Source organism: Algoriella sp., assembly GCF_036647415.1.
Classification (GTDB): domain Bacteria; phylum Bacteroidota; class Bacteroidia; order Flavobacteriales; family Weeksellaceae; genus Empedobacter.
Map to the genome: position 1 here is coordinate 59,894 of NZ_JAVXKG010000006.1, position 21,807 is coordinate 81,700.

The 21,807-nt window shown below is 31.3% G+C and carries 20 protein-coding genes and 1 tRNA gene (1 of these 21 running past the window's edge); 15 read left to right on the forward strand and 6 right to left on the reverse strand.

The genetic code is table 11. From position 1 onward, the window contains the following. The 5 genes from RSC72_RS04125 to RSC72_RS04145 all read left to right on the forward strand — a co-directional run. Positions 1 to 23, forward strand: a tRNA-Asp gene (locus RSC72_RS04125) (it extends 154 nt beyond the left edge of the window). Positions 24 to 216: 193 nt separating this feature from the next. Then, complete coding sequence (locus tag RSC72_RS04130) at positions 217 to 624, forward strand: NUDIX hydrolase (RefSeq protein WP_332543497.1); 408 nt, start codon at positions 217 to 219, stop codon at positions 622 to 624. 116 nt (positions 625 to 740) lie between these two features. Next, positions 741 to 1,001 carry a hypothetical protein gene (locus RSC72_RS04135; protein ID WP_332543498.1) on the forward strand — a complete coding sequence of 87 codons (261 nt, stop codon included), beginning with the start codon at positions 741 to 743 and terminating at the stop codon, positions 999 to 1,001. A gap of 78 nt (positions 1,002 to 1,079) precedes the next feature. After that, positions 1,080 to 1,511, forward strand: coding sequence for an RNA polymerase sigma factor (locus RSC72_RS04140; protein ID WP_442878294.1), 432 nt, complete (start codon positions 1,080 to 1,082; stop codon positions 1,509 to 1,511). Next, positions 1,501 to 2,094, forward strand: a complete 594-nt coding sequence (locus tag RSC72_RS04145; protein WP_332543500.1) for a hypothetical protein — start codon at positions 1,501 to 1,503, stop codon at positions 2,092 to 2,094. The genes RSC72_RS04140 and RSC72_RS04145 overlap by 11 nt, the downstream gene beginning before the upstream one ends. 32 nt (positions 2,095 to 2,126) lie before the next feature. On the opposite strand, the gene RSC72_RS04150 is transcribed toward RSC72_RS04145, so the two are convergent. Then, positions 2,127 to 3,413, reverse strand: a complete 1,287-nt coding sequence (locus tag RSC72_RS04150; RefSeq protein WP_332543501.1) for a retropepsin-like aspartic protease — start codon at positions 3,411 to 3,413, stop codon at positions 2,127 to 2,129. Positions 3,414 to 3,617: 204 nt separating this feature from the next. On the opposite strand from RSC72_RS04150, the gene RSC72_RS04155 reads away from it, so the two are divergent. Then, on the forward strand, positions 3,618 to 4,244 hold the full coding sequence (locus RSC72_RS04155; protein WP_332543502.1) for a hypothetical protein: 627 nt from the start codon (positions 3,618 to 3,620) through the stop codon (positions 4,242 to 4,244). A 19-nt stretch (positions 4,245 to 4,263) separates the two neighbouring features. Beyond that, the gene (locus RSC72_RS04160) at positions 4,264 to 4,995 is read left to right on the forward strand and encodes a hypothetical protein (RefSeq protein WP_332543503.1); all 732 of its coding nucleotides are present in this window, start codon (positions 4,264 to 4,266) and stop codon (positions 4,993 to 4,995) included. Positions 4,996 to 5,056: 61 nt separating this feature from the next. Here the strand turns inward: RSC72_RS04160 and RSC72_RS04165 are convergent, their stop codons facing one another. Both RSC72_RS04165 and ahcY read right to left on the reverse strand, forming a co-directional pair. Further along, positions 5,057 to 5,632, reverse strand: a complete 576-nt coding sequence (locus RSC72_RS04165; protein WP_442878293.1) for a hypothetical protein — start codon at positions 5,630 to 5,632, stop codon at positions 5,057 to 5,059. A gap of 166 nt (positions 5,633 to 5,798) precedes the next feature. Then, positions 5,799 to 7,112 (reverse strand): adenosylhomocysteinase, encoded by a 1,314-nt coding sequence (ahcY, locus tag RSC72_RS04170; RefSeq protein ID WP_332565867.1) that lies wholly within the window; start codon positions 7,110 to 7,112, stop codon positions 5,799 to 5,801. Positions 7,113 to 7,189: 77 nt separating this feature from the next. Between ahcY and RSC72_RS04175 the strand changes: the two genes are divergently transcribed. The 4 genes from RSC72_RS04175 to RSC72_RS04190 all read left to right on the forward strand — a co-directional run bounded on the left by RSC72_RS04175 (position 7,190) and on the right by RSC72_RS04190 (position 10,159). Continuing rightward, positions 7,190 to 7,819, forward strand: a complete 630-nt coding sequence (locus RSC72_RS04175; protein ID WP_332543506.1) for a 4'-phosphopantetheinyl transferase family protein — start codon at positions 7,190 to 7,192, stop codon at positions 7,817 to 7,819. A gap of 90 nt (positions 7,820 to 7,909) precedes the next feature. Next, on the forward strand, positions 7,910 to 8,590 hold the full coding sequence (pnuC, locus tag RSC72_RS04180) for a nicotinamide riboside transporter PnuC (RefSeq protein WP_332543507.1): 681 nt from the start codon (positions 7,910 to 7,912) through the stop codon (positions 8,588 to 8,590). Between the two features lie 80 nt (positions 8,591 to 8,670). Further along, positions 8,671 to 9,375, forward strand: a complete 705-nt coding sequence (locus tag RSC72_RS04185; RefSeq protein ID WP_332543508.1) for a Bax inhibitor-1/YccA family protein — start codon at positions 8,671 to 8,673, stop codon at positions 9,373 to 9,375. Positions 9,376 to 9,442: 67 nt separating this feature from the next. Continuing rightward, positions 9,443 to 10,159 (forward strand): TIGR00730 family Rossman fold protein, encoded by a 717-nt coding sequence (locus RSC72_RS04190; protein ID WP_332543509.1) that lies wholly within the window; start codon positions 9,443 to 9,445, stop codon positions 10,157 to 10,159. 116 nt (positions 10,160 to 10,275) lie between these two features. Here RSC72_RS04190 and RSC72_RS04195 read toward each other — a convergent pair whose 3' ends face one another. From RSC72_RS04195 to RSC72_RS04205, 3 genes are read right to left on the reverse strand one after another with little or no spacing between them, the layout of a single operon-like run. After that, positions 10,276 to 11,313 carry a SusE domain-containing protein gene (locus tag RSC72_RS04195; protein WP_332543510.1) on the reverse strand — a complete coding sequence of 346 codons (1,038 nt, stop codon included), beginning with the start codon at positions 11,311 to 11,313 and terminating at the stop codon, positions 10,276 to 10,278. A 1-nt stretch (position 11,314) separates the two neighbouring features. Beyond that, positions 11,315 to 12,937: a RagB/SusD family nutrient uptake outer membrane protein gene (locus RSC72_RS04200; RefSeq protein WP_332543511.1), complete on the reverse strand. Its 1,623-nt coding sequence runs from the start codon at positions 12,935 to 12,937 to the stop codon at positions 11,315 to 11,317. Between the two features lie 10 nt (positions 12,938 to 12,947). After that, positions 12,948 to 15,878 (reverse strand): SusC/RagA family TonB-linked outer membrane protein, encoded by a 2,931-nt coding sequence (locus tag RSC72_RS04205; RefSeq protein WP_332543512.1) that lies wholly within the window; start codon positions 15,876 to 15,878, stop codon positions 12,948 to 12,950. A 224-nt stretch (positions 15,879 to 16,102) separates the two neighbouring features. Here RSC72_RS04205 and RSC72_RS04210 point away from each other — a divergent pair, with 224 nt between their 5' ends. The 4 genes from RSC72_RS04210 (at position 16,103) to RSC72_RS04225 (ending at position 21,615) form a co-directional block, all read left to right on the forward strand. Continuing rightward, positions 16,103 to 17,122 carry a LacI family DNA-binding transcriptional regulator gene (locus RSC72_RS04210; protein ID WP_332543513.1) on the forward strand — a complete coding sequence of 340 codons (1,020 nt, stop codon included), beginning with the start codon at positions 16,103 to 16,105 and terminating at the stop codon, positions 17,120 to 17,122. A 162-nt stretch (positions 17,123 to 17,284) separates the two neighbouring features. Continuing rightward, positions 17,285 to 18,631: an MFS transporter gene (locus RSC72_RS04215; protein WP_332543514.1), complete on the forward strand. Its 1,347-nt coding sequence runs from the start codon at positions 17,285 to 17,287 to the stop codon at positions 18,629 to 18,631. A gap of 5 nt (positions 18,632 to 18,636) precedes the next feature. After that, positions 18,637 to 19,293 (forward strand): beta-phosphoglucomutase, encoded by a 657-nt coding sequence (pgmB, locus tag RSC72_RS04220; protein ID WP_332543515.1) that lies wholly within the window; start codon positions 18,637 to 18,639, stop codon positions 19,291 to 19,293. Positions 19,294 to 19,320: 27 nt separating this feature from the next. Next, complete coding sequence (locus tag RSC72_RS04225; RefSeq protein ID WP_332543516.1) at positions 19,321 to 21,615, forward strand: glycoside hydrolase family 65 protein; 2,295 nt, start codon at positions 19,321 to 19,323, stop codon at positions 21,613 to 21,615. The last annotated feature ends 192 nt before the right edge of the window (positions 21,616 to 21,807 follow it).

Below are 21,807 nucleotides of genomic sequence, written 5' to 3' on the forward strand. Positions count from 1 at the left end.
TTCGAATCCCGTCCGGATCGCCAACTTTTATAGCTTCACAATTTTGTGAAGCTTTTTTTTTGCTTTTTATTGTAGTCAATTGCTATATATTCTTGGACAAACTCAGAATGGCAATTTTTTTATTAAAGTTCTTCGTAAATCAATCTAAATTTTAATTTTGCATAACGCATAACGCATAACGCATAACGCATAACGCATAACGCATAACGCATAACAATGAATCATATTTATCTTGTAAACGCACTTGTAACCGATTCTTCTGGAAGAATGTTGGCTGTTCGTAAAAAGAATTCTACTTTTTTTCAGATGGTAGGAGGAAAGCGTGAACAAAATGAAGAATTATTAGAAACCCTTCGTCGCGAATTTTTAGAAGAAATAAACCTTGATATTCTTTCACACAGAGTTTCTTTTTTAGGAAAACACGATACGTTAGCCGTAAACGAAGAAAATACAGAAGTACATGCAAATGTGTTTCATGTGAAATTAAAGTCGGGAGAAGCGATAAAAATAGCCTCTGAAATAGAAGAAATGGTTTGGATAACAAAAGAAAATTACCACGATTATAAATTAGCGCATTTACTAGAAGAATTTAGTTTGCCGATTTGGTTGGATATGGAGTTTTAAATATCAAAAATAATAGAACAAATAAAAGTCAGAAATATTTTTCTGACTTTTTTGTTTGATAACTGTAACGTTTTTATTTTATGTCTACTAACTTGTAAACACTAAAAAATAAAACGATGAAATCTATTTGGGAAGCAACTTATGAAAACAATGTAATCAGAATTGAGAATAATTGGTTTTCGGGCGAAAAACTTTTTGTAAATAATCAATTACAAGATTTTCAGGTCAATTATTTTAATCCTCCAATTTTAACTGGACATATCAAAAATAATCAAGAAAGAATTGGAATTAAAGCTAATTTGCAACAAGGATTTTTTGGAGTTAATTGTATCCTTTTTGTTGATGATGAACAAATTGCTCTGAAAAAAGTAAAATAAACGATTTTGAAGGCAAAGCAAACCGAATTTTTAAATTTAATTGACCAACATAAAGGAATTCTTCATAAAGTTTCTCGTATGTATATGGACAATGCGGAGGATCAAAATGATTTGGTTCAGGAAATTGTTTTGCAATTATGGAAATCTTTTGAACGATTTGAAGGAAATTCTCAATTTTCGACGTGGATGTATCGTGTATCGTTGAATACAGCGTTAACATTTTTCAAAAAAGAAAAAAAGAAAACAGATCGACATACATTTTTGGAGAATATAGATCAAGTTGATGAATTAGATTCTGCCGAAAAAGAAACACAGTTAGAATTGTTTTACAAAGCTGTGCATGAATTGAATAAAGTAGAGAAAGCCTTGATATTTCTTTTCTTGGAAGGACAAAGTCACAAAGAAATAGGACAAAATCTGGGAATTACAGAAGGCAACGCTCGTGTAAAATTGAACAGAACAAAAGAAAAATTACAAAACATCATAAAAACTTACGGTTATGAATTTTGATGAACTACAAAAACAATGGAACGATCAGTCTTCCGAAGATGTGAAGATTGAAAAAGATTTAGAAATAAAAAAAGTGGCCAATACGGTGGTTGATAAAGTGAGAGCTGTAATGAAAAAAGATTTCTTTTTTCAATTAACATCATTTCCTATATTATTAGTTTTTCCTTATCTTTTTGATTCTAGTTCGAATCTGATTTGGTGGGTTATAATCTGTCTTTTTGCCACAATGATAGTGCCATTTGTTTACATTTTTAAGTTTTACAAAAGGTCATATAATTTAGAATATAATTCCCTGAAAAATATTAATTGGTTTTATTATAATTACAAATCATCCATCGATATTTATAGCATATATTCGTATATCGTCTTTATTTTGATGATTATGTTTGTAGGAATTATTTATATTCAAAAAAACGATTTTTTACATTTTGAGAATGTATTTTTATTATGGCTTTATATTATTTCTACATTTATTATTTATATTTTGATATGTGTATTCATCTTAAAATGGTGGATTAATAAATTGTATAAAAAACCACTTCTCGAATTAGAAAAAATATTAAATCAATTAGAAGAAGAATAGAAAAAATGAGCAACTAAAAGTTGCTCATTTTTTTAATTTGTAAACGGAATATCCAATATAAATTTGAATTTCATGGATTGATTATTTCTCAGAATTTCGATTGATATTTCTTGATGTTCGTTATGTCGCATAAAATTTTCAATATCGGTTAAAGTCATTTTACTCACATTTTTTCCATTCAGTTTCTCTAATTGATCATTTGCTTTTAAACCCGCAAACTCTGCATTCGATTTTTTACGAACAGTTTCTATTTTGTAAATCGGTTTCATCACATACTGATAATTCATTTTTTGCGTTGTTTTTGTATCATTTTCATTCGTTTCTTTGGTATCTAACGATATTCCAATCGATTCTTTTTTCCACTCAAAATTAGCATGAACAATGGTTAATCCACTTCTGTTATAATGAAAAGCATCATCAAAATTTTTGTTTGGTTTGTAATAAATTTTCGCATTATTATAATCTAAAATAAGTGTAAAACGTCTCAGAATTTCATTTCCAACAGAGCCTTTTCGGTTATTTTTGACATTAATAAATTGAATAGATTCTGGATTTGGAATCGCAATTAATGGTTGTTCAAACTCATATTTACCAATATTTACACGATCCACAGTTCCTCTTTCACCACTTATTATTCCGTTAAAACCTTTACCTAACTCATCATAAAAAACATTGTTAGGTAGACGTAAATTATCAATCTCTTTTTTGAATAACCACAAACCGTCACTATTTCCGATATCAATTAATAATTTTTGATTATTATATTCTTGATAATGATTGAAATTGATGTTTAAAAATGGTTTCTTTTCTGCACTAATTTCCAGATCATCAGATTGATATTTATTGATTTTTTTTACATTAAGAATTGATTTATAAATGGTTATTTTTCTTTTTGAATAATCAATTTTCACAGGATAATTCCTGAAAAAATCGTAACCAATAATCCCATGTACATCAATTCCTAAGCGAGAAAACAAATCAAAATTTTGATCTTGAATAATAATTATTGGAGTTTTGGCTGAATAAAAATATTTCCCAATAGATAAAATATTTCCCGAAGAATAATAGCCAATCGTACCTTCTTCGTTATTTCCCAAACCTTTTAGTTTTATTTCTTTGAGTGTTTTATGATTTATAGCTTCGTTAAACTGACTAAATAAAATGGTTTCGCGCAAGCCAGAATCTACAATGAAATTCATTTCGCGACCATTTAATTGAACTGGAATTATAACTAAATTTTTGATAAACTGAAACGCAATAGTTTCAGATTTTACATTTTCTGCCAATTTTAATCCAATTTCTTGTGCAGAAATCAACATTGAATTTATTAGGAAAAATAGATATAAAAGATGTTTAATTTTCATTCAATTAGATACTTCTATTAAATTTATGTAAAAAAACAATACGTTTCATGAATAATTCTTAATAAATATAGATAAACTTTAACATCTTATTGTGTAGTCGTTATGAATTTTGATTGTCTTTATGTTATAAACTTGAAAAATAATTAAAATCAATAATTTATGATAAAAATTTACTTCTTTTTTTTGTGTTTTATAACGTTTGTAAATGCGCAAGATTTCCGAAAAGATACGATAGAATTGAACGAAACAATTTTGTACGATAAAAGCAAATTTCGGTTGAAACGAATTGGTTCAGATACTAAGACAAAATCAATTTTAATCGGATTAACGGCTGATATTAATTTTGATAAAGATTCGTTACCGAAATTTACCAAAGAATTTGCAATTCCAATGAATGCTCCCAAAAAGGAGTTTACTTTTCAACGCATTAATTTTAACTTTAGCAGTAGTTTGAAATTAGATTCTATTATTTTAAAAGTTGATTTAACGACTATGAATAATGGAAAACCAGATCAATCAATTTTAGAGAAACCTTTTGAAGTTGTGGTAAAAAAAGAATATCAGCAAAATGATATTTTTACAATTGATCTTCGAGATTTGAATATTAAATATCAAGATGATTTTTTTATTAAAATAGAGTTGTTGACAGAAGTTGAAAAGCCAATTTATTTTAGTGGCGCTTTACTTGCTAAGTGTTTGTATAAAACGAGAGATTCTGATGTTTGGAAGAAAACACCTTTGGGAATTACTCCAGCAATAAACGCCGATATTTTGATAAAGAGATAAATTCATTACTTTAAATATTATGAAAAAAATTATTACATTTTTATTTTTAGCACTTTCTATAATTGTATTCTCACAAGAGAAAACGTATCGTTTTTTATACGATTTTCATCAGAAAACAATACTTGATAAAGCAGAAAATCCTAATATGCCTTCTGAAGATTATAACATTATAGTTGCAGAACTTAATAAATCGTATGAAGTTGAAGTTACTGCAAACTCGTCATTTTCTTTTGTAAAACTTGTTGAGAAAATTAATAATGATCAAAATAAATCTTTTATAAAAATAGAGCCTGAGCCGAAATGGTTGTTAAATGATTTTGAAACCAATAATTCTTATGATTATATTGATACTTCAGCTATTTATTTGATAGATTCTATCCAGTCAATTTCTATGAAACCAACACGTAACTCTAAGAAGATTTTAGGATTTGATACAAAAGAATTTATTGCCGAAGATAAAACTTTTAGCTATCATTTCTGGTTGATGAAACAAGGAGATCATTCTGTAAGTCCATTAAAATTGCAGTTCAAAGGATATATTGTTGTCGAGGCAGAAATAATTAATAAAAAAGAAAATAATTCTAAAATAACCACTGAAAGAAAAGTTACTTATAGATTGAAAAATATGACAGAAGAAAATTCTTTTGATTTCAAGAAATTAAAACCAAAAAAGGTAATGACCCAAGTGGAGCTTGATGCTCTTTTGGAGAAAGTAAATACAGAACGAAACAGTGGTGTAGAAAAAGATTAAATTGTATAATAATATTGAATCAATTAGAAGAATAAAAAAAGAGCTAAAAGCTCTTTTTTTATTATCTCGGTTTTCCCCAACCCCAAGGAGCTGGAGGAGTTTCAATTTCTTTTGTTAAATCAAAATATACATTAAATGGAGTTTTAGATCCTGCTTTTTGTAGATTGTAGCTAAAGTTTTTATCATCTAACGTTATCCACCAAATGTTTGTCGAAGCATAATCAATCAGCGTTGCAGTTTCTTGATCTGCCGGAAACATCTGAAAATCCTTGAAACCATAATTTGTATTCGTTCCGCCATAATAGGTAATAGAATCTGATTTTCCATTTTCGTAACGATGATCGTGTTTTAGTGTAATAATACCATCTTTTTTTGTCAAAACCCATGTTCTCGAATAATTATCGCCAACATTGAATGGTATTTTTATTTCATTGTCTGTACAGCTTTTTACATGCATGGTTAATTTTTTACCTGTAAAATCATCTCGCTTTATATGCTCGGCTAATTTTCCTTCGTAGGCTTTACCACAATGTTTTTTTAAATTATTCCAAAATATGTCCGAAGGTTTTTCGGTTTGTGCAAAAAGAGGTGTAAATCCAATTAAAATACATCCAATTTGTAAAGTTTTTTTCATCATAAATAATCTTCAAATCAATACTGAATCTGTCTAAAGATAGGATTTTAAAACGATTTGTTCACAAATGAAAAATAATTGCATAAAAAAGCCCTCGCTTGTTCAGGGCGAGGGCATATAGTTAAGTGCTTTTTTCTTTTTTCAAATAAAAATTCTGAATTAAAATTAATTAATATCTATAATATTCTGGTTTAAATGGTCCTTCAACCTTTACTCCAATGTAATCTGCTTGTTTTTGAGATAAAACCTCTAACTCAACACCTAATTTTGCTAAATGTAATTCAGCAACTTTTTCATCTAAGTGTTTTGGTAAAGTGTAAACTTCATTTTTGTAAGCACCAGCATTAGTCCATAATTCGATTTGAGCTAAAGTTTGGTTTGAGAATGAATTTGACATTACAAAAGATGGATGACCTGTTGCAATACCTAAGTTTACTAAACGTCCTTCTGCTAAAATGATGATATCATTTCCATTGATATTGTACATATCAACTTGAGGTTTGATTTCAGTTTTAGTTGCTCCGTAAGTTGAGTTTAACCAAGCCATATCGATTTCGTTATCGAAGTGCCCAATGTTACAAACAACTACTTTGTCTTTCATTTTCTCGAAATGCTCTGCACGTACAATACCAAAGTTACCAGTTGTTGTAATTATAATATCAGCGTTTGCAACTACTGTATCTAATTTTTTTACTTCGTAACCTTCCATTGCAGCTTGTAAAGCACAAATAGGATCAATTTCTGTAACTGTAACGATTGCTCCAGCACCACGGAAAGATTCTGCAGTACCTTTACCAACATCACCAAAACCACAAACTACAACACGTTTACCAGCAATCATCAAATCTGTTCCACGACGAATCGCATCAACAGCAGACTCACGACATCCGTACTTGTTATCGAATTTCGATTTTGTTACAGAGTCGTTTACATTAATTGCAGGCATTGGTAAAGTACCTTTCTCCATTCTTTCGTAAAGACGGTGTACACCTGTAGTTGTTTCTTCTGATAATCCTTTGATTTCAGCTACTAATTCTGGGTAACGATCAATCACCATATTCGTTAAATCTCCACCATCATCTAAAATAAGATTTAATGGTTTGCGATCTTCTCCGAAGAATAATGTTTGTTCGATACACCAATCGAATTCTTCCTCATTCATCCCTTTCCAAGCATACACAGGAATACCAGCAGCAGCAATTGCAGCAGCAGCATGATCTTGTGTAGAGAAAATATTACATGATGACCATGTAACATCAGCTCCTAAGGCAACCAACGTTTCGATAAGTACTGCAGTTTGGATTGTCATATGTAAACAACCCGCAATGCGAGAACCTTTCAAAGGTTGAGTAGCTTTGAACTCTTCACGGATAGACATTAACCCTGGCATTTCAGCCTCAGCCAACGTAATTTCCTTTCTTCCCCACTCTGCTAAAGAAATATCTTTAACTTTGTATGGAATGTATTGCGTTTTTGTATCCATCAATTGATATATTTAACTAACTTTTATTTATAAAGTTTATAAGCAACAAATTTACAAACTAATTTACGATAATAAAAATGCCTATCATCGATTATATTAACAATCATAATCAAACCAAGATTGTGACGTGGAATGTGACAGAAACTAACGAAGAATTATTAGAATATCTTCAATTAGAGGAATATAGAATGGAGAAGTATAAAAATCTCCGTCCCAAGCAAGCACGCGAATATCTGGGTTTGAGAGCGTGTCTGAAAGAATTAGGATTAAATTATGATGTAAATTATGACGAAAATGGGAAACCATATTTACCAACAAACAAAGAAATTTCTATCACACATTCCTATGGTTTAGTTGCTGTTGGCGTTAGTTCTTTTAATATCGGGATTGATATAGAATTAGCTCGACCAAAAAAAATACAAAACATCAAACATAAATTCGTGCGTCCAGACGAATTAGCGTGGATTCCGAAAGAAAAAGAAACCGAATTTTTACACATCATTTGGGGGATGAAGGAAGGACTGTATAAGTTGAATGGTGGAAATCTTTGGAATTTTCTGAATCATTATCGTGCAGAAGAATTTGAATTGATTGAAAATAATCAAATTATTTGTTGGATTTCTGATGAGGTAAAAAGTAGAAAATATCATGCTTTTTATAAAATGATTGATGAATATTACTTGGTTTGGGTATTGGATTATGAATAGATCGAAGTTAGAATTATGATTTTTGAATGACGATATACGATTCAATATTTTAGATTTATAACGAATAACTCATCACTCACAACTTAACAAATGAACGATTTTATTGATTTTATCATTGCGCCTTACAAAACGTATTCTACGTTAAATATTATTCTTGAAATAATCGCGACATTGTTCGGAATTATCTCGGTATATTATACGTACAAACGTAATATTTTAGTTTATCCAACAACTATAATTTCCACGTTTATTTTCATTTATTTATTTTTTAATTGGGGATTATATGGCGAAACCATTATCAATTTTTATTATACTTCGATGGCAATTTATGGATGGATTTTATGGCAAAAAAATCTTGAGGTAGATCACAAACACGTTGATGTTTCCTGGGCAACGAAGAAAGAATATCTGTATGCAACACTACTTTTTGCATTGAGTTTTATCTTTATTTTGACTATTTATTATTTTCGTCCCGTTATTCAAAATGGTTTTGATTTAAATTATTTAGCGCAATCTAAGTTTCATTATACCAAAATAGATTTTGTAGATGCTACAACAACAGCTGTTTTCTTAATCGGAATGTGGATGATGGCACGTAGAAAAATTGACAATTGGTACTTTTGGATTATCGGCGATTTAGTCATGATTCCATTAATGATTTACAAAGGTGCAGTTATCACATCTGTTCAATATATCGTTTTATTAATTTTGTCATTCATCGGATTAATTGATTGGATAAAATCAGTCAAAGAAATTAGCAAGAAACAGTGATTTTTTTAATGTTCAAAAATCACTATTTTAGCATTAAATAAATTAAGAAAATCATCAAACCAAAAAAAATAGTATATAATATGGAGAATCAACACGTATATAATCAAAATCAACTGGTAGCCGAAGCTACAGATGCAGAAAGAGCAACATTTTACAAACACACCTACGGACATGTTGCGGGTGGAGTTTTAGTATTTGTATTGATAGAATCTTTGATGTTAAAATCAGAACCATTAGTAAATTTCATGTTAAGTCTTACACAAGGTTATCTTTGGTTAGCGTTATTAGCTGGTTTTATGGGAATTACTTGGGTAGCACAAAAAATGGCATACGGATCGGTTTCTAAATCAAAACAATATTTAGGTTATTTCTTATATATTATTGCGGAAGCATTAATTTTTGTACCGATGCTTTACATTGCACTAAATTATGGTGGAACTTACGTTATAAAACAAGCCGCAGTGGTAACAGGAGGATTATTTATCGGTTTATCTGCAATTGTATTTTTAACAAAAGCTGATTTCTCAGTTTTAAGAGGAGCCTTAACAATCGGATTTTTCTTAGCAATTGGTTTAGTCGTTGCAGGAATGTTATTTGGTTTTGATTTAGGCTTATGGTTTTCTGTAGGAATGTGCGCATTAGCTGGTGGAGCAATTTTATACAACACACACCAATTAAAATATCAATTCGGAACACAACAATATGTTGCATCAGCATTATCATTATTTGCATCATTAATGTTATTATTTTGGTACATTTTGAGAATCTTTATGAGTAGAGATTAAATACAATATAAATAAATTTGTATATTGAACCGTAGCATTTTTGTTACGGTTTTTTTATTGAAATAACATGACAGATAGAGAAAAAGAAGATGATAGAATAAAATCTCCTTTCCGTCAAAAAGATTGGAACGAGATTAGAATTAATGATTCTTGGGCATTGTTCAAGATTATGGCAGAATTTGTAAACGGTTACGAAATTATGTCGAAAATTGGACCTTGTGTGTCTATTTTTGGTTCTGCACGCACCTCTCCAGAACATCCATATTATAAATTAGCAGAAGACATTGCTTTTCAGTTAACAAAAATTGGTTTTGGAGTAATAACTGGTGGAGGACCAGCAATAATGGAAGCAGCGAACAAAGGCGCACAAAAAGGTGGCGGAACTTCTGTAGGACTTGGAATTTCTTTGCCTTTTGAAACTTCTCTTAACAAATATATTGACCGCGAATACGAAATCAATTTTGATTATTTCTTTGCACGAAAAGTAATGTTTGTAAAATATTCGCAAGGATTCATCGGTATGCCAGGAGGTTTCGGAACGTTGGACGAATTATTTGAAGCAATGACATTGGTCCAAACTAAGAAAACAGGACGTTTCCCAATTGTGTTGGTTGGAACTGAATATTGGTCAGGATTAATAGATTGGATAAAGAAAACAATGTTAGCGGAAGGTTATATTGCTGAAAAAGATTTAGATCTTTTTAGATTAGTTGATACGGCTGAAGAAGCTGTTGCACATATCCAGAATTTTTACGAAAAATATAATATTAAACTTAATTTTTAATCAACAAAAAAATCTCATCGTTTGATGAGATTTTTTTTGATTATTACAGAAAAAAGCCATTAAGATTCAAAATGAATTTTAATGGCTTTTTAAAAAATATTACGAATGAGAAAATATTATTGCGCTACAACTGTGTAAGTCAGTTTATTGAAATTAGCTGTGATTTTGTATATTCCAGCTTTTATTTTGATGTTCGCACCATCTTTATCTGTTAAAGTTCCTGCTGTTGGAGCTCCTCCGTAATTAACATCCCATTTGTTATTTTGACGGAATTTAAACTCTCCATCTTTCATCGTAACAGTGGTTGTCCAAGCATCTAATTTACCATCATAAGATAGTTTTGTGTCTGGTCCTTCCCATCCATTAGGAGTTGCATCACCAACTAATCCCCAAGTATATTTTTCTAATTTATAAGTAAGATTAGTTAAGTCAAATGTTACTTTATAAGATCCTGCATCTGCAACTTTTATATTTGCACCACCTTTCTCTAATTTACCATCTTGTCCATCATCACCATAATTTAAATCCCATTTACCATCTTGGCGGAATTTAATTTCAGAATTAGCTTCGTTTACATCAATATATGCAACGAATACATTTGAGGTTCCAGATTTCCAAAAAGGAATATCTTTTCCATCTGTCCAATTTGTAATAGAACCTATAACACCCCAATTTGTAGACAAATCTGTAGGATAAGGTGTTACTTTAATTGCAATAACATTAGATGTTAATTCTTGAGAAGCAGGGCTTCCTACCGAAGAAACAATACGGTATTCTAATTCTCCTTCTTTAAAAGGTTCGATACCTAAATCTACTGCAAGTGTATTAAGATCTTTTACTGTAATATCGTAAGAAAGTGCCGATGTTGAAGTAACAATTTTTGGAGCTTTGAAATTATTTCCTTTTTTATCAACTTCTAAAGAGTATTTAGGTGTTGTGTTTACTCCATATTCAGCAGCAGTCCATTTGAAAGTTGAAGCAGTTTTTGCTGCATTTTCTTCACTTAATGTAATTGTTGAAGATGCAGGAGTTTCTGCTTTTGCTGCAACAAATGTTGAGGGATCTAATTTGATAATATCCTCATCATCATTACAAGCGCTTAACGCAAAGATACTCGCGCAAGCTAACGAAATATATTTTATAAAATTTTTCATTTTAATAACCTGGATTTTGAGTTAAGTTTGAATTTACCGCTAAAGCATTAAATGGAATAGGATAGATTACTCTATGATTTCCGACGTTCATACCATTTGTAATTCCTCCTTTGAAAGGCCAATTATAATTATTCGTAAACTTATTGAATCGAATTAAATCCGTTCTACGTGTTCCTTCCCAATACATTTCTCTTGATCTTTCTGCTAAAATAAAATCTAGATTAATCGAAGATACATTTCCAGAAGTATTTCCATAAGCACGTTCGCGTAATTTATTTACGTAATTTAATGCAATTCCAGCGTCTCCACCACCTCTAAGAGAAGCTTCTGCATAATTAAGATACATTTCTGCTACACGGAAAATAGGAATATCGACATCTGCATGTTCTCCTGTTTCATTATTTCCGTTTGATCCAGTTGATTTTTTATTTGAGAATTTTGTGATTGCATATCCTTGTTTAAATTCTGAAACATTTTCGATTTCGAAAGTTTGTCCATCAGAATGAAACATAGCACGTTTATCTTTCCACGCAGTAGGATTTCCATTAGAGTTACTTTGAGAAACTGCATCAGAGAATTGATTAACTAAAGCTTTAGTTGTACGGGGACCTCCCCAACCTCCGTTTACACCAAAATCTGCTGGAGACATTGATCCTCCAATTTTAGATTTTACAATAAATGTAGCGCCACCATAAGTTGTAGAGTATCTTCCGTCAAAGTTAATTGCGAAAATATTTTCATTCTGTGCTCCATTTGTATCATTATCTGCTAAGAATAATTCATCATAAGCAGTACCATTTCCATTTTTGTCAATGGTATTTAAAGTATATCCAGATTCGATTGCTTTTTTCGAATATTCAGCAGCTTCTTTGTATTTATTTTGATTGATGTAAATCTCAGAATTTAAATATAAACGAGATAATAAAGCATATGCTGCGACTTTATCTACACGTCCGTATTCATTTGCTTTTGGTTCTGCTAATTGAACTTCTAAATCCTTCAATTCAGATTCAATAAAAGTATAAACTTCTTGACGATTACTTTGTTTTGGTAATTCTAATGAAACTTTTGTAACTAATGGTACATTTGCGTACAAATCCATCAAATTGTAATAAGCATAGGCTCTGATAAATCTAGCTTCTGCAACAAATTTTTTGACTTCAGTATCTGTTTCAGCTAATTTTTCAGCTTTTTCTATAAATGAATTAGAGAAAGATACAGTTTGTGCTAAACGAAAGTACATTGCTTCCACAAAAGGATTACTTGCTCCCCAGTCCATCGCATGAAGATTTGGTAAACCTGCATCTCCCCAACCTACAATTGCTTCATCTGTTGTTAATTCGTTTAAGTAAAACATTAAACGTGTGTATTGAGATGTACCTTCATCAATTCCAACAATATCTGGTTGTCCTGCAGGACCTTCTTGTCCTGTAAGAGAAAGTGATGCGTAAATTTTACCTAAAGCTAATTTTGCTTGCTGTGGATCAGAAAAAACTTGATTTTCTGTTACCATATCAGGATCAATAGGATTTAAATCTAAATCGTCATGGCATGATGTCATTGTAAATAAAGAGAAAATACCTATTAATGCTATTTTATTAATGTTGAATATGTTTAATTTCATTTTTTTACTTTTAGAAGTTTACATTTAAACCAAAGACAAAAGTTCTTGGTCTTGGATAAAAGTTTCTGTCAATTCCATCGAAAACTTCAGGATCAATTCCATCATAATTTGTAATTAATGCGACATTTTGCACAGCTCCATATAAACGAACGTCCATTCCTTTGATCGCTTGTTTCAAATTATAACCTAATGTAATATTATCTATTCTTAAGAAAGATCCATTTTCGATATAATGATCACTTGTCAAGTTACTTGCAGTAATTGCAGAAAAACCAGTATTGTAATAATCGGTATGTACGTTAGATAAATATCCTTGTCCATTACCTGTTGCTTTTGCTAAATATCCTTTTGCTGAAGCGACATTGTTGTATACATAATTACCAATACTTGCACGTGCAGTTGCACTTAAATCCCAATTTTTGTATCTAAATCGTGTGTTGAACCCCATTGTGAAGTCTGCAAATGGACTTTTGTGTAAGTAACGATCATCTTCGTTGATAACGCCATCTTTATTCAAATCTTCGTATGCACCTTCTATTGGTTTACCATTTGTATCGTAAATTTGTTTGTATACTAAATATGAAAATGGTGTATGTCCTTCTTTGTGCACTTGTATATTGATACCAGTACCTCCATCGATTCCTCCAACATAATTATCATTTTTTAAGTTAACAATTTTGTTGTCATTGTATGCGATATTATATCCAAAAGACCAATCAAAATCTTTAGTTTTTATGATATCCGCATTAATATTAAACTCAATACCTTTGTTTTCCATATCTCCAATATTTTGTTTAACTTTATTAGAGAAATTAGTGAATTGATCTACGTAGACTTCTGCAATTAAATCTTTAGTTTTCTTTTGATAAATATCTAAACTACCATAAATTCTGTTATTGAATAATGAATAATCAATTCCTATATTTAAAGTATTAGATATTTCCCATTTCAAGTTTGGATTAACTTTTTCTGGACGATAAACTTGATAATATTTGTCTCCGAATTGATATTGCGCAGACGATAAACTTTGCGTATAACGAGTTAAGAATAAATAGTCTTCTAATCCATTTACATTACCAACTTGTCCGTAACCAACTCTAAATTTTAAATCACTAATTGTAGAATTTCCTTTTAAAAATTCTTCATTTGATACGTTCCAAGCAAATGCAGCAGATGGGAAATATCCCCATCGATCATTTGGATTTAATTTAGAAGAAGCATCAGCACGTAAAGTTGCAGTTAAGATATAACGATTATCGTAGTTGTAATTAACACGTCCATAGTAAGACAATAAAACGCTTTCGTATTTATCTACAACAGCTGCAATTTGTCCAATTTCTGCTTTCTCAGAATCAAAAGAGAATTTATCAAATCCAAATTTTTGATATCCATATCCAACTACTGCATTAATAGTAGAAACTCCAAATGATTTGTTATATGTTAAATAAGCATCTAACAATTTGTTCGAAAATTCGTTATTGAAGTTAGAATAAGAACCATCCCATTTTGTGTTTTTACTTGGTAAAGCGTAATTAGAAACTTTTCTACCATTGGCATTAGTAATGTCGTAACCAACATTTACAGTAGCTGTTAAATCTGGTAAGAAATGAAGCTTATAGTCCATTTTTGCATTTCCTGCAAAACGTCTTGTTTCAGCGGTGTCATTTACTTCGTTTAATAATGCAATAGGGTTATTAGGCGTTAAATCTCGTAAGAAATATTGTCCATCTATCAGTTGTGTGTAAACATTATAACCTTGCCAAGAATTAATTCCATTTGAATAAACAGATTGTGTAGGGTCAAATTCTAATGCAGCTCCAATGGCGTCTCTATTTGCAAAAACATTCTCTATGTAAGAACCTCTTGCATTAACTTCAAATTTTAAATGATCATCTAAAAAAGTTGGATTAAGATTTACGCTTAATGTTGTTCTATTAATATTATCTCCTTTTAAGATACCATTTTGATCTGTATTAGAAATAGAAAAACGAGAAGGCATAAAATCACCAATTTTTCCTACAGCACTGAAATTATGATCGAAACCTATTGCAGTTTTGTAAATTAACTTTTGCCAATCTGTGTTAGCGTTACCTAGTTTTGCTATGTCATCAGCAGTTCCGTGTTCTTTTACAAGTGTTCTAAATTGATCTGCATTCATCAAATCAACCATCTTGATAGGATCGTAAACAGAAGTTGTAGAGTTGTAACTATATTTAAATTGTTTTCCTTTTCCTTTTTTAGTGGTAATCAAAACAACTCCATTTGCGGCACGAGAACCATAAATCGCAGTTGCCGAAGCATCTTTCAAAATAGTCATTGTTTCGATGTCATTTGGATTTAAGAAATCTAATGGATTTCGAGATCCTCCAATTTTTTCATCAGAAATAGGTAATCCATCTATAACATATAAAGGCTCACGATTTAATGAGATAGAACTATTACCACGTATTAAGATTTTTTGATCATCTCCAGGAGCTCCTCCACTAGATGTTACAACAACGCCAGCGATTTTTCCTGTCATTAGTTCTTGGGCAGATGAAATAGATCCTTTGTTGAAATCTTCAGAATTTAATTGATTTACAGAACCTGTAACATCAGATTTTTTTGCAGTACCATATCCAATTACAACAACTTCTTTCAAGTTTTCTGTTGTTTTCGCCATGCGAAATTGCAATTGTCCTTGTCCTGCGTATGTAAATTCTTGGTCGTCATAACCAAAATAACTTATTGTGATAATATCACCATCATTTACCTCTAATGTAAAGTTTCCTTGTTCATCAGAAGTTGTAGAGTCTCCGGTTGTAATGTTCGAAACATCTGCACCAGTAAGAATTGCACTATTTGTACTATCATACACTGTTCCTTTTACCGCTGTTTGAGCAGATAAAATAGCAGGGCTTGATAAAACTAATGCTAGAAGAGATTGTTTTAAAATCCTCATATATTTTTCGTTTTGTTTCGTTAATTATTAATTTATATTTTTACTTCTCAATCTCAAATATAAGTAGTTTAAATGATTGATTGTGTATGAAGTACACTGTCTGGTTTAACGAAAACGTTTGCGTGTTAATAAATAATTAAATTATTTACCAAACAGTGTTAATTTCTGATAAAAAAGGCAGAAATTAGTAATATTAGATTGATGGTATAGGAAGAGAGAAGATTATGAAAAAAAATTTAACGTTAAAACAGATTGCAAAAGAATTAGATGTTTCAATTTCAACGGTTTCAAAAGCATTAAAGAACAGTGATGAGATTAGTGAAGCAACACGTCAAAAAATTCAGGCATTTGCAAAATTGTACAACTATAAGCCAAATAATATAGCATTAAGCCTTAAAAATCGTAAAACAAAAACCATTGCGGTAATTATTCCCGAAATTGTACATGATTTTTTCGCTATGGTAATTAGCGGTATCGAAAATTTAGCCAATCAATATGGATATAATGTTTTAATTTGTTTATCAAATGAGTCTTATGAGCGCGAAGTTATCAACATGGAAATGCTGGCAGCGGGTAGTATAGACGGTTTTGTAATCTCGTTATCCAAAGAAACTCAAGCCAAAAAAGATTATCATCACGTCAAAGAAATCATCAACCAAGGTATGCCAGTTGTGATGTTTGATCGTGTAACGCGCGAAGTTTATACCGATAAAGTAATAATTGATGACGTACTTGCTACACAAGAAGCAATTCAATATTTTATAAGTAAAGGACGCAGAAAAATAGGTTTCATTACAACGCCAGATTACATAAGTGTAGGTCGTTTAAGAACAGAAGGTTATGTAAGAACTTTGGAAGCAAATGGAATCGAAGTAGACGAAAATTTGATTTTACGCATCGAAGATGAAAGTAAGATTGACACGATGATTGATGATTTTTTCGAAAAAAATAAATTTGATGCAGTTATGGCGGTTAATGAATTATATGCTGTTAAAGTATTAAAAACTGCTTTGAAACGAGGATTTAAAATACCAGAAGATTTACATCTAATTGCTTTTACAGATGGTGTAATTTCAAGAAATTCAATTCCAAGCATTTCTACAGTCAAACAAAATGCCTTCAAAATGGGAGAGATTGCGGCTCGTCTATTAATACAAAAATTAGAGTCGGAAAACGAACACGAGCATTATATTACCGAAGTTGTTGGAACCGAATTATTACACCGAGAAACTACAACGATTTAGTACATTTTTTTTGGTTAAATAATTGTTACAGTTGCAATAATCCCAAAAAAAAGTTTTAACATTGTAATCAAATCAAAACATATTTTTACTTCTCAAAAAACAAAAATATAGTTTTGATAAGCATAAAACGCTTATCGTAAAATACATAATAAAATTACGATAATGGGAAAGCGTAGATTAGGATTTCTAGAAATCTGGAATTTAAGTTTCGGATATTTAGGAGTTCAAATGGGTTTCGCCTTGCAAAACGCAAATGCGAGCCGTATTTTAAGTTCATTTGGTGCCGATGTGCACGAATTATCTTGGTTTTGGATTGTAGCACCTTTAATGGGATTGATTGTTCAACCGATTATTGGTCACTATTCAGACAATACTTGGTCCAAATTCGGACGAAGAAAACCTTACTTTTTATTAGGCGCATTATTGGCCTCTTTCGGATTAATCTTAATGCCGCAAGCTGGTGCATTTACTGCAATTATGCCTGCACTTTGGATGGGAGCAGGATTTTTGATGATAATGGATGCGTCATTCAACATTGCAATGGAGCCAATGCGCGCCTTTGTTGCAGATATGTTACCTTCGGATCAACGTACATTGGGTTATTCAATTCAAACTGTAATTATTGGTTTAGGAGCTGTTGTTGGTTCGTGGTTGCCATATATTTTGAGTAATTGGTTTGGCGTTTCGAGTACTGCTGCGGAAGGAGAAGTTCCATTTCATCTTATTTTATCGTTTATTATTGGTGCAATCGCAATTATAATAACCGTTTTAATAACGATTTTTACAACAAAAGAATATTCTCCAGAACAGTTAGATGCGTTTGAAAAATCGGAAGGAAGAGAACCCGTAATAGAAGAAAAAACAAGTCTTACACAAATTTTTACAGATTTTGGAAACATGCCAAAAACGATGAAACAATTAGGCTTGGTTCAGTTTTTTACATGGTTTGCTTTATTTGGTATGTGGGTGTATGCAACACCAGCAATTGCGCATCATGTTTATAATTTACCTTTGACAGATACGCATTCCGCAACATACAACGAAGCAGGAGATTGGGTAGGAATTATCTTCGGAGTTTACAACGGAATTTCGGCAATTTTTGCTTTCTTTTTACCCGCAATTGCACTAAAATTTGGTCGAAAAACAACACACGCTATTTCATTAATTTGTGGAGGATTAGGATTAATTTCTATTTATTTTATTCATGATCCAAAACTTTTAATCATCTCAATGATTGGTGTAGGAATCGCTTGGGCAAGTATTTTATCAATGCCTTATGCAATCTTAGCAGGCGCAATTCCAGCCAAAAAAATGGGCGTTTACATGGGAATTTTCAATTTCTTTATCTGTATGCCTCAAATCATCAACGCTCTTTTGGGCGGTCCAATTGTAAAATACCTTTATAACGATAATCCAATTTACGCTATTGTTACCAGTGGAGTTGCGCTAATTATTGCCGCACTTTTTGTAACACGCGTTAAAGATGAGGATGAACCAATCAAAGCATAATTATTTTGAAAACTAAAGCATTTATTTTCGATTTAGACGGTGTCATTGTAGACACTGCAAAATACCACTATTTGGCGTGGAAAAAAATAGCCGATACTTTAAACATTGATTTTACGCACGAACATAATGAGCTTTTGAAAGGAGTTTCGCGTGTGCGTTCATTAGAAATTATTCTTGGATTAGGAAATGTTGAAGCAACAGAAGAACAAAAAAACGAATGGTTAAATCAAAAAAATGAAGACTATTTAGCTTATATCGATAAAATGGATGATTCAGAAATTTTACCAGGTGTAATGCGTGTTTTAAATTTTTTGAAAGATCATAATCAACCAATTATTTTGGGTTCTGCTTCTAAAAATGCACGTCCAATTCTAGAAAAAGTTCAGATTTTAAATTATTTCGATGATATCGTAGATGGAAATGATGTTTCGAATGCGAAACCAGATCCAGAAGTTTTTATTGTCGGAGCAAGAAAAGCGAATCAAACCAATGAAAATTCGATTGTTTTCGAAGATTCAGTTGCTGGAATTGAAGCCGCAAATACGGCAAAAATGACAAGTATAGGAATTGGAGAAGCTTCGATTTTGAATGAAGCGAAATTCAATTTTAACAATTTTGAAGAAATTTCTGAAGATTTCTTGGCAGAATTAATCAATCAATAGACAAACAACAATATATAAAACAACAAAATGAATCAAGATTATATCATCCCAAATGAATGGTCAATAATTGAAGAAGGGTTTGAAAAAGATCGTGTAAAATCGTCTGAAAGTTTATTCTCTATTGGAAACGGAGCGATGGGGCAACGTGCCAATTTCGAAGAATTTTATTCGGGAGATACATTTCAAGGAAGTTACATTGCCGGCGTTTATTATCCAGATAAAACAAAAGTTGGATGGTGGAAAAACGGTTACCCAGAATATTTTGCAAAAGTATTGAATGCGCCAGTTTGGATCGGAATTGACATCGAAATTAACGGTGAAAAATTAGATTTGAATACGTGTGAAGTAAATAATTTTCGTCGTGAATTGAACATGAAAAAAGGTATTTTAGATCGTTCTTTTCATGCAATTTTACCTTCTGGATTAGAAATAGAGGTTTTTGTACGCCGTTTTCTTTCTGCTGATTTAGATGAATTAGGAGTAATTAAATACGATATAAAACCTACAAATTCTGATGCAAAAATTGTGTACAAATCGTATGTAGATGCTGCTGTAAAAAATGAAGATGCCAATTGGGAAGAGATTTTTTGGGAACCTGTAAATACAGAAATCAATAATCAACAAGGTTTTGTACAAGCGCGCACATTCAAAACACATTTTGAGGTGGTTACATTTATGGAGAATAAAATCTTGGTAAATGGTAGTTATCAACATATTAATCCTATTTCTTCTTTTAAAACAGAATCAAAAGTAGAATTTACATACAAAGTTGAGGTTAAAACAAATGATACAGCGACAATTCAGAAATTTGGTGGTTATGTTATTTCAACTAATCATGCTAAAAATGAATTGATTAATGCTGCTAAAAATGTATTGTTGCAAGCAAATGAACAAGGTTATGAACAATTGTTAATAAACCAAAAATTAGCTTGGGCGAAGACATGGGAAATGTCTGACATTACGATTGATGGTGATGTTGAGGCACAACAAGGTATTCGTTTTAATATTTTTCAATTAAATCAAACGTATTCTGGGAAAGATGCTCGTCTTAATATTGGTCCGAAAGGCTTTACTGGAGAGAAATACGGAGGTTCTACTTATTGGGATACAGAAGCATATTGTTTGCCATTTTATATGGCTACGAAAAACCAAGAAGTTGCGCGAAATCTGTTGATGTATCGTTACAATCAATTGGATAAAGCGATTGAGAATGGAGAAAAATTAGGTTTCAAAAATGGAGCTGCTTTATATCCAATGGTTACGATGAATGGAGAAGAATGTCACAATGAGTGGGAAATTACTTTCGAGGAAATTCACCGTAATGCAGCCATCGCTTTTGCAATTTTCAATTACACACGCTTTACGGGTGATCAATCTTATATTCCAGAAGCTGGTTTGGAAGTTTTATTAGGAATAGCTCGTTTTTGGCAACAGCGTGTAAATTGGTCTGCTGACAAACAACAATTTGTAATGTTGGGTGTAACTGGACCAAACGAATATGAAAATAATGTCAACAATAACTTTCATACGTCTTATTGTGCGCAATGGTGTATCAATTATACGTTGGAACAAATTGAAAATATAAAAACAAATTATCCTCAAGATTATGAGCGAATTGTGACTAAAACTTCTATCAATGCAGAAGAATTAGTTGCAATGAAAAATGTTGCGGATAATATGTATTTACCATTTAGTGAAGAACATGATGTTTATCTACAACAAGATGGTTTTTTAGACAAAGATTTAACGCCTGTTTCTGAGTTGTCAAAAGAAGATAGACCAATTAATCAGAAATGGTCTTGGGATAGAATTTTGCGTTCAGCTTACATCAAACAAGCGGATGTTTTGCAATCATTTTATTATTTCGAAGAAGATTTCTCGAAAGAACAATTAGAAAAACATTTTGATTTTTATGAACCATTAACGGTTCACGAATCATCATTATCACCTTGTGTACACTCTATTCAAGCGGCAACGTTAGGTAGAATGGAGCAAGCATATACATTTTATTTAAGAACTTCTCGTTTAGATTTAGACGATTATAACAAAGAGGTTCACGAAGGTTTACACATCACATCTATGGCTGGTACGTGGATGTCGATTGTAGAAGGATTTGGAGGAATGCGTGTCAAAAATGATGCATTATATTTTGAACCACGCTTGCCAGAGCAATGGAAAGGATTTTCATTTAAAATCAATTTCCGTCATCAAATCCTAAAAGTTATCGTAAATAAAGGAGAAACAACTTTCGAATTAGAAGGAACAGAACCGTTAGAGGTTTATGTTTTCGGAGAAAAGTCTGTTGTTCAACCTTCAATTTAATAAAGGGAATTCAAGATACCTTGAAGGCTTTTGCTTTCAGGGTATTTTAATTTAAAAGTAGAAAGTTTTAAGTAGTACGTTCTAAGTTTTTTAAAACGTATTTTGAAAATGGCATTAAATCTATGACGTAAAAAAAAATTAAGAAGTGAAGAGTAAAAATGATTTAATGAGTGATAGCGAATTTTTAAATCA